This is a genomic window from Bradyrhizobium sp. CCGB12 (assembly GCF_024199845.1).
Classification (GTDB): Bacteria; Pseudomonadota; Alphaproteobacteria; order Rhizobiales; family Xanthobacteraceae; genus Bradyrhizobium.
This window is the reverse complement of sequence record NZ_JANADO010000001.1, coordinates 3,670,341-3,686,381: the sequence shown is the minus strand read 5'-3', so window position 1 is coordinate 3,686,381 and position 16,041 is coordinate 3,670,341. Positions and strand designations below refer to the sequence as shown.

The window sequence follows — 16,041 nt, the reverse complement described above, 5'->3', positions numbered from 1 at the left end:
GTGACAAAAGCAGGTTTCAAACTTCGGCGCCCGTCCGAAAGGTCGATGAATCCATAGTGCTTCCGGGATCGGCATCGGGATGACCGTTTCCTGCGGATCCAGGCAGAGCGCCGATCGCTCAACCGCGTCCGCCTGTTAGTCGGATGTCAAATTCGCTCACCAGCGTCCGGCGTGAGCTCCGCCATCGACGTGCAAGATCTCTCCGGTGACGAAAGCGGCGCCTTCGAGATAGAGCACTGCATCGGCGATTTCCTGAATTTCCCCGATGCGGCCCATTGGGTGTAGCGTTGCGAGGACGGCGTGCGTATCGATCGCGTGCATCGGGGTGCGGATCGCTCCGGGAGCCACTGCGTTCACGCGGATACCCTTGTCCGCATATTCGATCGCGAGGGATCGCGTCACGGCGTTGAGTCCACCCTTGGTGATCGCGGTCATGGCCGCGGGGAGGCTTTTCAATGGCTGCTCGGCCAGAAGACTGGACGTAATGTTGACGACGTGTCCGCTCCCTCGATTGAGCATTTCCGCGATGGCTCGCTGCGTGACGTGAAAGAAGCCTCCGAGGTTTACTTGCGCGAGCGTCGTAAATTCGCTCTCGGTGTATTCGGTAAAAGGTTTGGGCAGAAAGGCTCCGGCATTATTAATGAGGGTGTCCACGCGTCCGAAGCGCTGTATCGCAGTCCTGACAACCAACGAGGCCGTCTCTGGCTGAGAGATGTCGCCGGCGACTTCGACCAGGTTTGGTTGACCGGTTGTCGCGATCGTTCGCGAACACGCTACGGCTCCGTAGCTCTTGGCTAGGAATCGCTGGACTATTCCGGCGCCAATTCCTCGAGAGGCACCCGTTACTATGACAACTTTCTCTGCTTGATCCATCATGACGCTCTTGTTGAAGTGTACCAAAAAAAGCGAGTACAAGTCTGACGATGCATGCGTAAATCGTCTTGGCTTTTCCGGACGCGCGCTTCAGCTTTTCGTGACGATGCCAGCACAGAATCCAGCCGAGATGCGGCAAACGAACGTGTGCCTTCCGAAGGCGGGAGGTAGATATTGAGGGCGCGCCAGTCCGGTCGGGCAAGAGATCATGCTTCGCGCAAGGTTGACCGGACACGTCTCGCCAGGTCGGCTAGGCTGAAGGGCTTGTCAATAACAGGAAATTCGCCAACGGCATCATTTCGTTGCAGCATGCCCTCGGCGTAGCCCGAGGTGAGCAGGACCTTGATATCCTTGCGTAGCCGCCTCGCTTCGCGGGCTAGCTCAATGCCGTTCATTCCGTTTGGCATTACGATATCACTGAACAGAAGCTCGAACGGTTGGTCACTCCGGAGAGTCCGAAGCGCTTCTGCGCCATTGTGGGCGCAGGAAACCTGATAGCCGAATGTGGAGAGCATTGCCGAAGTGACGTTCAGGAGATCATCGTTGTCTTCGACGACTAAAACTCTCTCCGAGCCCGCGGGCAATGCGTGCGTCTCGGTGGCATCCGGTTTGGTGTCGCGCTCCCGTCTGCTTGCAGGCAGATATAGCGTGATCGTGGTACCTGCTCCCGGTGCACTCTGCACAGCTATATGTCCTCCGGATTGTCGGACAAAGCCATAGACCATGCTGAGCCCGAGCCCAGTACCCTTACCAAGCTCTTTGGTCGTGAAGAAAGGTTCAAACACCCGGTCCTGCACTTCGCGAGGCATTCCGCTGCCGTTATCTGTGACGGACAGGCGAACGTACGATCCTGGAGAACATTCAGGCATGCCCAATTCCACCACAATGTTCTTCGTCTCGATGCGGAGAACACCTCTTTCTGCCATGGCGTCCCGAGCATTCAGGGCGAGGTTAAGCAGAGCAGTCTCCAGCAGAGCAGGATCGACATGGCACAGCCACAGCTTCTCGTCCGTCTGCAGTCGGACTTCGCAGGTGTCCCCGACGGCCTGTTGAATGAGCCCTTGAAACTCGACAATGAGCTCGTTTGCGTCGACTAATTTCGGCCTTAGTGCCTGCCGCCGCGAGAAGGCGAGTAGTTGGGCCGTTAGCTTTGCACCTCGATCAGTAGCGCGTCGCGCGGCCTCGGCACACCGACGGATTTTGCCAGGATCCGTCGTGCTTTCGATGAGCTCAAGGTTTGCGGAAATGACGGTAAGAAGGTTGTTGAAGTCATGAGCAACGCCGCCGGTAAGCTGGCCGACGGACTCCATCTTTTGACTCTGATGGAGTTGCTCTTCCATCGTACGCCGTGCTTCAAGGGCGTGCTTGTGTTCGGTGATATCCCGTAGGAAGACCGCCAGGCCCTGACTCGATGGGAACGCGCTTATTGTGTACCAGACTTGAGTACGTTGACAAAACGTCTCGAGAAAGATCGGTCGTTGCTCCGACGCCGCCTCACGAATTTGCTTCAGGACGACGAGATCGGCGGTGGCGGGAAGGGCTTCCGCAAGGGGCAGGCCGATGACATCTCGGTCATGGGCCAGTCGCAGCTTGGCAGGTCCGTTGAGATAGCTGACTGACCAGTCTCGATCGATTATGATCACGCCGTCGGTGGTACTCTCGAAGATCATCGTGATCCGAGTTGCAGCTTCCTCTGCTTTCTCCTTTGCTTCGGACAATTGATGCTCACGGTGGTCCAGCGCGTCTGCCATCGTATTGAATGCCTCGGCCACTCTTGCTATTTCTGACGTACCGTGGATGTCCACACGCTGGTCGAATTTGCCGAATTGCCATTGATTGGCGGCATCGACGAGCTTCCCCAGCGGGCGATGGATAAATCGACGGGCGCTTAACGATGTCAGGATCAGAACCAGCGTCGTGCTCAGCACGATCTGAAGTATCCCCCTCTGAGTACCGCGTTGGATCTCGGCGAATGCCCGGGCCTTGTCCAGGCCAAAGCCGATGAGAAGCCCTCCGGAAACATCCTTCAGCGTCGAGTAGCCCACGATCCGTTCAACGCCATCGCGGTCAACGAGATCGGCCGTGGTGCGATCGTTGCGGCTTAGATCATGGTGGCTAGCCATCTTGCGGCCGACAAACCGGGCATTGTCGGGGTAGTGGGCAAGGTATGTGCCATTGCGGTCGACGACGGCAAGCGCGGCACCAGGCGGAACATTCCGCCGATTGAGGGAGTCGGCCAGCCAATCCAGGCCGAGCGCGGCTATAACGACACCGCCGACGCGGCCATCATCGCCGAAGAACGGCAGGGCGAAATGAAGGACGTTCCGGCCGGTCTGGCGGCCAATCGCGAACTGGCCGACTGTAAATTCACCGGTTCTCAGGACATCCGCGAAGTAGGGTCTACCTGCCGCGGTCGAGGGCTTGTGGTCGTCGGTTGCATCGCAGAACGAGTTGCCATTTCTGTCGACCACGATGAAACTGATGAAGCCCGGATATCGTTGCTTAATCTTGGCAAGGTAAGCATTGCATCCCGCAGCGTCCTTCGCCTTTATCGCAGGAAGTTCCGACAAGGCGATCAGCGTCTGATGAATTCCCTGCACGATCTGCCGCTGCTCAGCAGCGGCGAGTTCGGCGAGGTTGAGAGCCTGACCCTGCACCTCAATCTGGCGGGTTCGACGCAGGTCGAACTCATTGTAGATCAGGAGCGCGATCGCAGGCAGCAACGCGACAACGATCAGCACATGTAACCGCAGCAGGAGAGTCACCTCTCACCGTGCTCCATCCTGGCGTCCGGGCTCGTTGAAAACAATGTCGCATCCGTCTGGGTCGACGGCCCAACGGTGTTGCTGACGCATCCGTTGTCCCATCCGCTCTGCGTCATCACAGCTACGCCTGTCCCGCTTCATGCGAGCCTCCTTGGTATGCATTGCAAAATCGCGACACCGTGTTACGGCTCTGTTTCAGTCGTGGAAAACCCGGTTACGCGAGAAACGGGCCCCGCGGATCCAGCAAATCTCTGAATCGATGCTGGCAACGTTTCGCCGTTGAAAAGCCAGATGGCGCGCTCACGCCGGTCCCTGAAGGGAAGCGATTGGAACTAGGGTCTGTACTCAATAGAGATTCCTCTTGAGGCGGGATTGTGATTCAAGCTTTCCAACGGAGGGAGGCTTGGATGGCAAAGCAAGTCTATTGGTTGAGCGATGCAGAGTGGCAGCGAATAGAGCCGTTGTTGCCGCGAGGCCGCCGCGGAGCGCACCGGGTGGATGATCGCCGGGTGATCAGCGGGATCGTCCATATGCTGCGATGTGGGGCGCGTTGGCGCGACTGCCCGGAGGTCTACGGCCCGTATACGACGGTTTACAATCGCTTCAATCGCTGGAGCCGTCAGGGGATTTGGACCGATATTTTCTATGCCCTGACGGGGTCGACTGGCATGTACGGGGCGGCATCTGTTGATTCCACCTACATCAAAGCCCACCGCTCGGCAGCCGGCGCAAAAGGGGGGCCTTCAACAATGCCATCGGCCGCTCGCGTGGCGGGCAAACGACCAAAATCCACGCGCTGACCGATGAGATCGGGCGTCCATATGCCTTGTTGATCACGGCTGGAAACGTCCACGACCTCGACGGAGCCCGCCGTCTGCTCACTTTGGGGCATCGACCGAAGAGTGTCATTGCCGACCGAGCCTATGACGCCAGAAGCTTGCGCGAGGAACTCGCACAGCGGCGGATCAAGGCGGTCATCCCCCCAAATCCGACCCGTAAGCACCCGCATCGCTACGACAAACGCGCCTACAAAGGCCGCAACGTCATCGAGCGCATGTTTTGTCGCCTGAAGGACTTCCGCCGCATCGCCACCCGATATGACAAGCGCGCAGATATCTTCCTCTCAGCAATCCTTCTGACCGCCGCCTTGCTCTGGTGGCTCAATTGAGTCCAGACCCTAGTTCGGTTGATGACGTGACACGGGCCCCGATCTTTGACATGAAAATGTCATGAGTCTGTCATGTGCAAACCAACCGGGATTCCAGAAGGTGCGCGTGGAATGCCCTTGTCGCTGCGCGTCCTAGTGAGTGCTCTGGAGCGCACTTCTAAACGCAGCAGAGCTGTCGGCTGCTCGGGCCAACATCTATATGGCTCGTACACGAATTGGCCCGTTAGCCCGCAGCCCACAAGTAAGAGAGCAAGCATGAGCGTCCGCGAAGGAACTGCACTCATCAGAACAGACACGGCGGAAATGCTCGTCCCCACCAGTCATCTTCTCCTCATTGAGGGCGATCCCAATATTCGGCGGTCACTGGCCAGCTTCTTCGAGGCGCACAACATGCCGGTCCGTGCCGTCCCAGACTGGCGCACGAGCCGCCAGGATTTCGAGGCAAGCAATCTAAGCCTGATCGTCCTTGATCTGCCGTTGGGAGGCGATGATCGCCTCCGGCCTTTGCGAGAGATACGATCCCGCTCCGACCTGCCGATTATCGTGACGGCCGATCATCAATGCGACGAGAGTGATCGCGTAATCGCGCTGGAAATGGGAGCCGATGACCACCTGGCCAAGCCATTCAGCATGAGGGAGCTTCTCGCCCGCGTGCGCGCCGTGCTCAGGCGCAGGAAAATGGGAAAAATGGCTCGCGCGCGCGACCCCGAACGGGGAGGATTCAGATTCGGTGGATGGCAGCTTCATAGACGCGCGCGGCACCTTGCTGGTCCCAAGGGCAATACCGTGCCGCTGACCAAAGGCGAGTACGCTCTGCTCCTCGCCTTCCTCGAGACACCGCAGCGGCCGCTCTCGCGCGAACGTCTGTTGCAGGCGACCCGCGTCCTTGAAGACGTTTTCGATCGAAGCATCGATGTCCAGGTGATGCGTCTACGGCGCAAATTGGAGCAGGACCCGGGTTCGCCTCAAATCATCAGAACCGAACGTGGCGTCGGCTACGTCTTCGTTCCCACAGTCGATCCATTCTAGCAGAGTTTAGGTCGAATCTGGGAATGTCCAGGTGCCTCTCAGGTCGCAAACTATCTACCCTGATCCGGGCGACCTTTTGGCGGCCCAGGCCGTGAATGATCCAGCGATGATATCGCGATGGTCGTAATATGCCGCGCGCACGTGGTGCGGGCGGGTACGGTGTCAACAGATGTTCAGAAGTTGAAGACGGTCGAACATCACGCTTTCGTTAGGCGATAAGCCGGGGATGTTGCGATATTCGAAGCCGCTCGACCTTCATCGCATGCTCGTTGGCTCGAAGACCGGAGGTAGCATGATTGCCAGTCGCAAATTTCTCATTGAGTCGACCTCGAACTACGAGGCTTGGGTCACCGGCCTCCAGTCGCTCGGTTACAGCTCGTTCGAATCCGATGTTTTTGAAGGCTCTGTGCGTCGCTCGGATATGTGGGGAGTTTCCGCGGTTGATGTGGCATTTGCAAGCCGCCGTGTTAGCAGGGCCGAGCGAACGCACCGGCAGACACGCGTCGATGGGAGGGATTACTACAAAGCGGTGTTTCAGATCTCAGGTCGATCAACCGTGATCCAGAACGATTGCGTCATGGAGATTGCTGCAGGTGAGTTTGCACTCGTCGACATGGCACAGTCCTCAAGCCTCATCACCAATAGCAGCCGGTGGCTTGCCATGTATATGCCGCGGCGATCACTGAAGTCCCATCTGGGCATGGAGCCGCGCGGGGGCATGTGCTGGCATAGTGCGGCACCCGTAAGTCGCGTCCTTTTCCGCCTCGTTTCGGACACTCTTGGCGAAGTCGATGAGCCGTTCTGCGCGGGTGAGCCATACATGGAGTTGGCGATTTATGATCTTTTTGGCGCATTACTCCGAGTGTCAGACGTTTCGCCAAGTCGTTCTCCGTCCGACAAGCTGTTTATGCGTGTCTGTAGCATCGCCAAGGGGCGATTCTCGGAGCCTGGAATTAGCTACCTTGATGTAGCCAATGAAGCGGGCATTTCCTTGCGCTATCTCCAGAAGCTGTTCACGACCCGCGGAACTACCTGTGGCCGGTTCATTCAATCCCTTCGCCTGGACCAGGCGGCGCGTCTTCTGAGGCGACGCAAGCTGATCAAATCTGACCAGCCTCTCTCCGAGATTGCCCACGCTTGTGGCTTTCGTGACTACGGCCATTTTTGCCGTACGTTCCGCCGTCGATTCGGGTGCTCGCCGACCGTCGCTTCAGACGGACATCTTGCCGGCGACGAATTGCCTCGCGAAGCTGGCAGACGGGCCGAAATTGCCTGAAGGCTAACGCCCTTTGGGGGCGCGCTCAGTTCAACGGTTGACGCGACGGCCGCGACTGGCGCTGGCGCCGACTGGCCGCGATACTTGCCGATCGGCAACGAGCTGGTTGATGATCCAGAGGATTTCTGATCTCGTATTGATGCTCGCGAACTCGCTTGCCATTTGCGAAGCGCGCTTGCTGTAATCCGGACGATCGACCACGCTCCGCACTGCGTTGCGTAGCGCGTCCGGGCTTGGTGCGTTGGTCGCGAGATCAATGCCGACGCCGGACCACGCCACGCGCGCGTTGACGTCGGCTTTGCCTTCGGTCAAGCCCGCCGTGACCAGCGGGATGCCGAAACTCAAGGCTTGGTTGACGCTGCCATAGCCTCCGTTCGTGACGAATACATCGACGCGCGGCAGCAGCCATTCGAACGGTAAGTAGCTGGCGACTCGTGCATTGGACGGGATCGGCCCGGGGATAGTCTCGGTCGGACGGCCGCCAGCCGTCGCAACCACCAGCACATCTGGCTCGTTGGCGAGCCCGGCTAGGGTTGGCGCGACCAGGAGCTCGAAGCTGTGATTGGCCCCCGTACCCTGAGTCACCAGCACAACCTTGCGCGAGCCGTCGAGCTCATGCGCCCACGGCGGCAAAGGGATCTGATCCGGAATGATTGGTGGCGTGCCCACGAAATGCACCGTTGGTGGTAACTCCCGTGGAAATTCGAAGCCCGGCACCGACAGCTGCATATAGGCATCGGCGAGCTCGACAACGGAATGGAATAGCGGCATTGAAATCGGTCCGACACGGTATGCCTTCAGCACTTTGTTCAGGCTGCATAGGATAGGCTGATCGACCTTCAAGTCCCGCTCTGCAGCCAAAATCTCGTACTGCTCAAGCTGTGCATCCGTCGTCGCTGGCGGCAGGCCCAGGAAATTCGGCGCACCGTCCTCGCGTTGCCAATGGAGGATGGAGGTGCCGCATAGCGTGATCGGAGGGCGCTTTGCACACGGTCCAAGTAACATGGGCAGAACTCCGAAAAACAGGTCGTCGCCGACGATGATATCGGCCGGAAACTTCCTCAGCGCTTCAATCAATCCAAGATGCTGCGGCGCGATGGCGTCGACGAAGAGGCGCCCGGAAGCAACACAAAACCATTCGGATCCGCCGGGATTGCCATTCAAATCCGGGACAACGCCGAGGATGTCTCGCAAGTTGAAATCGGCCTCGGGCGGAAGCGGGAAGAATGTGAGGCCGTTGGCCTTGATGCAGCCGCGAAAGGCGGTCCCTGTCAGCAAGGCAATGTCATGGCCCTCGCTTAGTAGAATGCGTGTGACGGCGAGTAGCGCGTTGAGTTGACTGGTCGCGGGTGTCGAAGCGAAGAGCAGCTTCATGTAACGAATCCTCTTGGTTGAAAGTCGCGGACGCCGATTGTCGACCGGGCAGAGGAAATGCCGCTAGGTCCGTTACGCCGAAGCTTCGGAGCCGTGGAAAATTGGTTACGGCGGAAACGAGCGGGCTTCGATGCGATGCTGGCCGCAGGAGTGCCGCCGCGCCGAAATGTTACAGTTGTAGTAGGGCCCCGCCGCCTTGAAACAGGTTCGTAATCTCAGCTCCATAACTACGTCGTCATTCTGCCGCAGATGCTCAGCGCTTGAGATTGCCGCGAACGGTCATTGGTGATCGGCGGTTGTCAAAACCTCGCGGAAATCTCCGCGCGCACGGGTTTTGCCGACCTGAGCCACTTGTCGCGACGGATCCGTCGGGTTCACGGGGTTCGATCAGGCGGCTGCTCGCTAGACCGTGAGCGCTGGCGGCGGGAATCTTCAAGACCGGATAGTCCCGCTCCTCTAGATCGAGGTCTCTGCATGCGGACTTATCCGTGCCGCCGAAACTGCGAGATAGGAAGATGATGCACGCGGTCGGAAGCGTTCTTAGTGGCCGTCGACGCGCGCCCAAGCAGGAGCGGGGTGCGATGGCGGCGCTCTGCGGCGACGAGCGTGGTGATCCCACTTCTTCACCTTCCGGAGAGGTTCCCAGAATATGACCTGACAAATATCCTAGCTCATCTACAAACCGAAACTTATGATTGTGAACTAGCGACGTGGATCGAAGTGCATTCGTCCCACGAATACGCTCGTGGGCAGGTAACACGCGATTTTGCGTGAAAGTAATTTTGCAATCGGAGCTGATTTCATCCTTGGCGAAGTGGCCAGGGGAAGATGGTGCAAGCCTTCGCGATCAGTTCGCCTCAATTCGAGAGACTGGGTATGTTGGCAGATGTCGGTCACATCATCGTTGTCGATGACGATTCCACTTTGCGTCAAATGGTGATTACTTATCTGGAAGAGCACAATGTGTCGACCAGGTCTGCATCCGATCGAGTAGAACTGCACCGGCTTCTCGAGGGGACGCAGCCGAGCCTGATACTTCTTGATCTTCGGCTCGGTCAGGACGATGGACTGGATCTGCTGCGCGAAATCCGGTCGCATTCCGATGTGCCCGTCATCATTACGACCGGGCATCATCCGGACGAAATCGATCGCATCGTCGGTCTTGAGCTTGGTGCCGACGACTACATCATCAAGCCCTTTAGCCTGAGAGAGCTTCTGGCGCGGGTTCGCGCCGTGTTGCGGCGCCAGGAGATGGGACGGACCGCGCGCGTCCGTGATCCGGAACGCGGCGGGTACCGCTTCAACGGCTGGATCCTCGAACGTCGCGGTCGCACGCTCATTGACCCGAATGGCAGGCCGGTTTTATTGAGCAAGGGTGAGTATGCGTTGCTACTGGCCTTTCTCGAAGCGCCCCAGCGTCCATTGACACGCGAGCATCTTCTGCAGGCAACACGCGTGCACGAAGACATATTCGACCGGAGCATCGACGTGCAAGTCCTGCGGTTGCGACGCAAGTTGGAAACCGAACCCGGCGCGCCACGCGTCATCCAGACCGAGCGCGGCGTTGGTTACGTCTTTGCAGTACCAGTGGAGCCGTTCTAGGCGTGACCGGCCAATGCGTGCGTCGTGACCCTGCATACGATAGTGTAGACGCGATATTGGCTGGCTGCAGCTGTAACCGTATTTCCTGGTGATGGTGGGGTAACAGCGAAGGGTCAGGCAGCCTTCTGCAAGCATGAGCAGGAGGGCCCAGATGTTGAAGCAGAACTACTGTGCGAGGGCTGCGAGCTCGTTCCGCTTGCCAGTGTCGCGCTCAACTCGGTGTCGAAAGATGTCCTTCGGAGGCTGCACTTGGCGTGCAGCCAAATCGAAGGTGGAATGTCCGAGAAAAATGCGCGTAGTCGCGGAAGCCGCAGGCATAAGCAATCTCGGTAAGCGGCTGGTCGGATTTTAGCAGGTTCCGTCTATTCAGAAGCCGCGCCGCGTGGTCTAGGCGAAGCGACTGTATGAACCGGCTGCACGTTGTTCCGCGCGCGGTAAAAAGCTTCTGGAGATAGCGTCGTGAAATTCCCGCTTCACCGGCCACATCTCGGAGAGAAAATTCGGGATTGGAGAAGTTGTTCGTGGCGATGCGGCATATGCGTGTGAACAACTTGTCGGTATGAGAGGTGGCGGACGGTAAATCGGAGCTAGCGAACAGAGCGCCGATAAGATCGTAGATCGCGAGCTGCATAAAGGCATCAGCTGCGCCGGCTGAAATATCGCCTTCGCCAAGCGCGTCGGAAACAAGACGGAACAGGCTGCGGCTCGCGGGTGTTGCACCGTGGCAGTGCATCCCGCCGTGCGGCTCCCGACCCAGGTGGGAAATTAGCGCACGTCGTGGCAGGGACAGAGAAAGCCATCGGCAGGACGGGTCACCGGAGATCAGACTTACTGGTCTGGCCACATCGACAAACCCGATGTCACCTACAGAAAGCGTCATTACGCGGTCTTTCTGCATCAGGGTCGAGCGGCCAGAGATCTGAAACACTGCGTTGGAGTAGTCACTACATTCTAGGCGGGGGTCCCGATGCATCCGTTCGAACCGGCAGACGCTGAGGCTTGCAAACGTAGTTTCGAGTGTAGTGATCCCCCACAGGCATGAGCCACGCACCGAGCCTCTAAACCCTTTGGAGTCGACGCGCTGAGAGCTGAGAACGCCGACTGACCGGATGCCGGTCAGCCATGTCTCGCAATCGGATGTTGGCCCGATGAGAAATTCGCTTCCGCTGGTCATGTTTCCGTCCTTAGCGCACCGAGGAGCAAAACGACCTGTTTACTCCAAGTCGGCGCAAGGCTGAACGCTGCAGCAGCGGTACACTAAAATGTGTTTCCAAGTCGCTGCCAAAAACAGGAGCTCCGGCTCGTTCAAAGAGTGCGCATTACCGCATTGGAAAGGGCGCGCCAGCCACTCCAGAGTCATGCTCCATTGTTCTAAATATTGGTTGCCCGGGAGAATGGTTGGACCGGCACAGCGGTCCCAGCCTGATGGCTCTCTGGCTGCAATAGAGTCAAACTGCTGCGGTCAACACGTTGATCGTCACCTGCAAGTGTTTGGTCTGCAGCATCATGCAAGAGGCCTCCGACGATGTCTGACAATCTCACTCCGAATAATCCTCGTTCGAAGAACACACCCGATGTCCAGGAGGTGTTCTCGCCGCAGGAGCACGTGCGTCCGACGAACGAGTATCTCACGGAAATTTCCGGCAGTGCGGGAGACTACTGTCTCATTCGATGTACCCTGCCGGCGGGCGTGGTGGTGCCGATGCATAGTCACGCCGATCGAGAGACGTTTTACGTGCTGTCCGGGAAGATAGATGCTCTGAGGGAAGATCGGTGGGAGGTGCTTGGACCAGGCGACGTTTTCGACGTGCGAGACGGGGCCAAGCATGCGTGGAAAAACGCGTCGCAGGCGGCCGCTTCGATCATGTGCGTGACGACGACGGAGATGGCCCGATTTCTGCAGGAGATATCGATCTCACCCGCCGGCTCGTCGCCGGAAGAACAGGCTCAGCGTTTCCTCGACCTTGTCCATGCAAAAGGATATTGGTTGGCAAGTCCAGCTGAGAATGCGGCGGTCGGGCTAGACGTCAACTGGGGTGGGCATCGCGATTGACGGCGGTGCTCTCCTAACACCGCAATCCGGGAATGGCGCCGTGAGCGGCCGCGATGGAGTGCATTTGCGTTCAAACCTTCGGCGCGCTCTCGGTCCAGCGCGCCATCATCGTGTTGGAAGGTAGGGACTCCTCGACGAGCTTCCTCGCGGTCTCCACCCCCGCCACGGGAAGCGTCTTTGGATCCAGCAACCCGATCTGCACCAGCACCGAGGCTTGGTCCCAGTAGATGTGCTCATTGTAGAGCTTGTCGCCACGGAAGCGTACGATCGCAACCAGTGGAATCTCGACATACCTGCCTGTCGGGGGCACGCCGGGGAGCATCCAGTCGATTTCGACGTCATGGGTGAAGCAAAACAGCATCTCGTCGACGACCCTGTCGGCGCCAATGGTGCGCGAGATGGGGGTGAGCCTGGTGTCCTTGGGCGTCTTCGGGATGAAATGATTCTTATAGAAGCGCAGGAGATCGTGGTAGCCAACACCGCCGGTCATGGTCGGGATGTGGTTGACGTAGGGCTGGGCCACCATAGTGCTCATGGTCGCTTCCGCCGAGCGGGTCGCAAATTCCAGCTCGGTGTGCTTGTCCCACAGTGACGAAAGATCGTAATGGGGGCCGAGAACTTTTCGGAACATCGCGATCGAGCGCGAGTACGCGATCGAGGTCGCCGATTTGTTGAAGCTCGCACGTTCTGGTGCCGCAAAGGCATGGTCGCAATCGGGATAGAGATACAGCTCGACATCCGGACGATTTGCAAAGATTGCCGTGATCTGCATTCGCACTTCGGCAGGGACAAGGCGATCGAACTCGGCGAGGTGAAATACGACCGGTCCCTTGATCCTCATGGCCTCTCCAAGTTCGGCCTCGATACCGACGCCATAGTAGGAGACTGCGCAGTCGACGTCTGCGCGCGCTGCGACGAGATAGGCGAGCTTGCCGCCAAGGCCAAAGCCGAGCGCGCCGACCTTGCCAGTGCATTCGGGTCGCGCCCGCAGTGCCTTCAATGCGTCGGCGGAATCCTTGATCGACTGGTTGGCGTCGAAGTCGTGATAGCGGTCCATCGCCCTGTCGAAATCGCCGTCGCGGTCGGCAAGCTCGATGCCCGCTCCCATACGCCATAGCAGGTCCGGCGCCAATACCACATAGCCTTCCTCGGCATAGTAGTCGGCGAGGCTCCGCATCGAGGCGTTGACGCCGAAAATCTCATGCAGCAGCAGAATGCCGGGACCAGAGCCTGAAGTGGGAATAGCGAGATAGCCTTTGAAGGTGCTACCATCTGCGGCCCTGATGTCGATCCATTGTTCCGGCATCGCATTGTCCTTCGTGTCAAGTTTTCGCGAAAGTGCTCATAGAGACGTTCACAAGATGAGCTTCTTTGCGGCGTCGCCGCTCTTTACACCAAACTGTGCTTTTCAATTTGCGGCAAGTGACTGCAAAGCCGAGCGTGGTCACGGCCAATGCCTCGGACAGTTCCTGTAGGTCAAATTTGATCGGCTCGAGTCTTGTCCGGCTCAGGAAGTGCGCGCCATCCTCAATGAGGACGAAGCCGCGGCAATCGGCGACACCATCGGCGGTCTCCTTATCATGGAAGTGCGCATAGCGGGCGTCGGCGTTGCTTCGCTCACGGCGATACATCCAGCGTAGATAGTGCACGCTACGACATCACTTCAACGTCGAGCGAACGCGTTACTGTTGTCACAGCACTTGGAAATGACCTTGAGGCTCTCCCGTTCTTCGCCGCTTCAAGTCTCGTCGCTGCCGTAACGAATACGCACGATTGGCTCACTTTGTAGGGGCTCACTTCTGCGTTTGCGGGCGGATCGGCTACGCGATGCTGTATTGGGCAAATCGGCCTCTTGCTCGCTCGTCTGGAACGACCGAACGATTGGCATTTCAATGATCGTTGTAGGGCTGATGGCAAAATGACTTGCGTGAGCCGAGATCGGATCCTTTGCGACAAATTGTGCGGCGCGCGCATACCTTGCTCACGCGAGAAGCTGCTTTATCGCTGGGCCGCTCGCGGCTAGTCTCGTTCGTCTGTCTGGGCGTCATCCACTTTGCTCTCGTCGCGAGACAGGAAATCGGTGCGTCGCTCACTTTGGAAGGAAGATCGGATGAGGGCGGTAATCGTCGGTGCGGGGATGGGTGGCCTGATGACGGCATTGGCGCTGCGACAGTCCGGTGTGTTCTCGTCGGTCGATGTCTACGAGCAAACAAAAGTGCCCAGCACCGCGGGTGCCGGATTGAACATTCCGCCCAACGGGGCGCGGATATGTCGTTGGCTGGGCGTCGACCTCGATGGCGGGGATCCCAAGGGCTCCGATGGGGCGATCGACGGTGGCCGGGCGGCAATTCTAGAATCGACACGGCAGTTCAACGCGGATGGGAGCGTGACACAGAGGCCGTTCGATCATGTCACTGCCGCGGGTGACAGCGCTGGGTTCCATCACATGCACAGGCTGGACCTGTTGATGTGCCTGTACAAGCGGGTGTTCGAATTCGGTCCCGGCAGCGGGGCACCGTGCCCGATCACCTTGCACATGGACTGCAGGCTGACACAGTTGAGCCAGGCCGCCGGCGAGGTGACCGCCACCTTTTCGAATGGCCGAGCCGCCACCGGAGAGGTCCTTGTCGGTGCAGACGGCATCAACTCAGCCACGTTGCAACTGGCGTGGCCGAACCCGCGTCCCAAGCGCTGGACCGAGGTAACCTGCTTTCGTGGCCTCATTCCGCGGGCAGTGGTCGCCTCGCTCCGCAAGGCAGACGGTAGCCCGCTGGGCAACAATCCCATCGACTCCTTCAGCATGGACCGTCACCGGAACGACAGGAGCGGGGCAACGACATATTGGGTTCGCGGCGGCGAGTTGTTGAACGTGTGGATCGCCCGCTATGAGCCCGACGCGGCTGCGTTCGAGCGGGAGGAGGGCGACTGGTTTCCCGTCAGCCGGGAGGAGATCCTTCGCGAGGTGGGAGAGGCATTCGAGGGGAGCACCAGTCGCGAAGACCTGCTCGCACTGGCGGGGGCGATCGTTCGACCGACCAAATGGGGCCTCTACGATCGTGATGCACTCGAAACCTGGGTCCAAGGCCGCATCTGTCTTCTTGGAGACGCGGCGCACCCGATGCTTCCCACATTTGGCCAGGGCGCTGCGCAGTCCTTCGAGGACGCCGCCGCGCTCGCCAGCGCCTTCGCCTTGCATAAGCGAGATGTCGCGACAGCGTTGTTGCACTACGAGCGCGTGCGGCATTACCGCGCCACCCGCTTCCAACTCGGTTCCAAATTCGCCTTCGATCACTTGCGGGCAAAGGACACCGCTGAGCAGAAGGCGCTGCTGGAGAAGCTCGACGAGCGTGTGAGTCCGGCCTTTGCCCACGACAAGCGCGGCGGCGAGGACGACTCCTGGATCTACGCGTATGACGCCCGCAATATCGGCGCCGAATTGCCCTACAAGAGATTGGGGCCGTGGGATTTCCGCCGAGCCGCCAAGGCCAACTACGCCACGATGACCGGTGCGCTGTGGAAGCCAGCTTCTCCTGCCAGCGCTCCACGCTCCGTCACGCGGGAAGAGGTCGCCCGGCACAACACGCGAAACGACTGCTGGGTCATTATCTCAGGCAAAGTTTACGACATCTCCGAGTGGGCGCCTCATCACCCCGGTGGCGCCGGAATTGCCCGAATGTATGCCGGCAAGGAAGCCACGGCGGAATTCGGGGACTACCATAGTGCCGAAGCTGTCGCGCACATGGCTCATTTCTGCATCGGCAACCTCATTGAGGCTCCCGCCACCCTACCGTGACCGGGCACGATGACAGCCCGGCATTTCCAGCGTGAGGCAGTGCTCGTCTTCCGCAAGTGACCCACACGGACATTGGTGTCGGAATCGAAAAGAAAGCAATATGCTGAT

12 protein-coding genes are annotated in these 16,041 nt (G+C 58.9%); 6 read left to right on the top strand and 6 right to left on the bottom strand.

Annotation, left to right across the window (positions count from 1 at the left end; genetic code table 11):
- Positions 1–156 precede the first annotated feature (156 nt).
- Complete coding sequence (locus NLM27_RS17680; protein WP_254148854.1) at positions 157–873, bottom strand: SDR family NAD(P)-dependent oxidoreductase; 717 nt, start codon at positions 871–873, stop codon at positions 157–159.
- Between the two features lie 206 nt (positions 874–1,079).
- A complete protein-coding gene (locus NLM27_RS17675; protein ID WP_254144519.1) occupies positions 1,080–3,638 on the bottom strand; it encodes an ATP-binding protein in 2,559 nt (852 codons plus the stop codon).
- A gap of 407 nt (positions 3,639–4,045) precedes the next feature.
- Here NLM27_RS17675 and NLM27_RS17670 point away from each other — a divergent pair.
- The 3 genes from NLM27_RS17670 (at position 4,046) to NLM27_RS17660 (ending at position 7,111) form a co-directional block, all read left to right on the top strand.
- Positions 4,046–4,806 (top strand): IS5 family transposase gene (locus tag NLM27_RS17670; RefSeq protein ID WP_375142247.1). Its coding sequence is split into 2 segments (ribosomal slippage): positions 4,046–4,382 and positions 4,382–4,806, totalling 762 coding nucleotides; the frame shifts between segments, so codons are not numbered across the junction.
- Positions 4,807–5,109: 303 nt separating this feature from the next.
- Complete coding sequence (locus NLM27_RS17665) at positions 5,110–5,835, top strand: winged helix-turn-helix domain-containing protein (protein ID WP_254148853.1); 726 nt, start codon at positions 5,110–5,112, stop codon at positions 5,833–5,835.
- A gap of 292 nt (positions 5,836–6,127) precedes the next feature.
- Positions 6,128–7,111 carry a helix-turn-helix domain-containing protein gene (locus NLM27_RS17660; RefSeq protein WP_254144518.1) on the top strand — a complete coding sequence of 328 codons (984 nt, stop codon included), beginning with the start codon at positions 6,128–6,130 and terminating at the stop codon, positions 7,109–7,111.
- Positions 7,112–7,141: 30 nt separating this feature from the next.
- On the opposite strand, the gene NLM27_RS17655 is transcribed toward NLM27_RS17660, so the two are convergent.
- Positions 7,142–8,485 (bottom strand): nucleotide disphospho-sugar-binding domain-containing protein, encoded by a 1,344-nt coding sequence (locus NLM27_RS17655; RefSeq protein ID WP_254144517.1) that lies wholly within the window; start codon positions 8,483–8,485, stop codon positions 7,142–7,144.
- Positions 8,486–9,361: 876 nt separating this feature from the next.
- On the opposite strand from NLM27_RS17655, the gene NLM27_RS17650 reads away from it, so the two are divergent.
- The gene (locus NLM27_RS17650) at positions 9,362–10,087 is read left to right on the top strand and encodes a response regulator (RefSeq protein ID WP_254144516.1); all 726 of its coding nucleotides are present in this window, start codon (positions 9,362–9,364) and stop codon (positions 10,085–10,087) included.
- A gap of 211 nt (positions 10,088–10,298) precedes the next feature.
- Here the strand turns inward: NLM27_RS17650 and NLM27_RS17645 are convergent, their stop codons facing one another.
- Positions 10,299–11,060 (bottom strand): helix-turn-helix domain-containing protein, encoded by a 762-nt coding sequence (locus tag NLM27_RS17645; protein ID WP_254148852.1) that lies wholly within the window; start codon positions 11,058–11,060, stop codon positions 10,299–10,301.
- Between the two features lie 552 nt (positions 11,061–11,612).
- Here NLM27_RS17645 and NLM27_RS17640 point away from each other — a divergent pair.
- The gene (locus tag NLM27_RS17640) at positions 11,613–12,140 is read left to right on the top strand and encodes a cupin domain-containing protein (RefSeq protein ID WP_254144515.1); all 528 of its coding nucleotides are present in this window, start codon (positions 11,613–11,615) and stop codon (positions 12,138–12,140) included.
- A 70-nt stretch (positions 12,141–12,210) separates the two neighbouring features.
- Here the strand turns inward: NLM27_RS17640 and NLM27_RS17635 are convergent, their stop codons facing one another.
- Both NLM27_RS17635 and NLM27_RS17630 read right to left on the bottom strand, forming a co-directional pair.
- On the bottom strand, positions 12,211–13,446 hold the full coding sequence (locus NLM27_RS17635) for a dienelactone hydrolase family protein (protein ID WP_254144514.1): 1,236 nt from the start codon (positions 13,444–13,446) through the stop codon (positions 12,211–12,213).
- Positions 13,447–13,462: 16 nt separating this feature from the next.
- A complete protein-coding gene (locus tag NLM27_RS17630) occupies positions 13,463–13,789 on the bottom strand; it encodes a hypothetical protein (RefSeq protein ID WP_254144513.1) in 327 nt (108 codons plus the stop codon).
- A 461-nt stretch (positions 13,790–14,250) separates the two neighbouring features.
- On the opposite strand from NLM27_RS17630, the gene NLM27_RS17625 reads away from it, so the two are divergent.
- Complete coding sequence (locus NLM27_RS17625) at positions 14,251–15,933, top strand: cytochrome b5 domain-containing protein (RefSeq protein WP_254144512.1); 1,683 nt, start codon at positions 14,251–14,253, stop codon at positions 15,931–15,933.
- Positions 15,934–16,041: the final 108 nt, after the last annotated feature.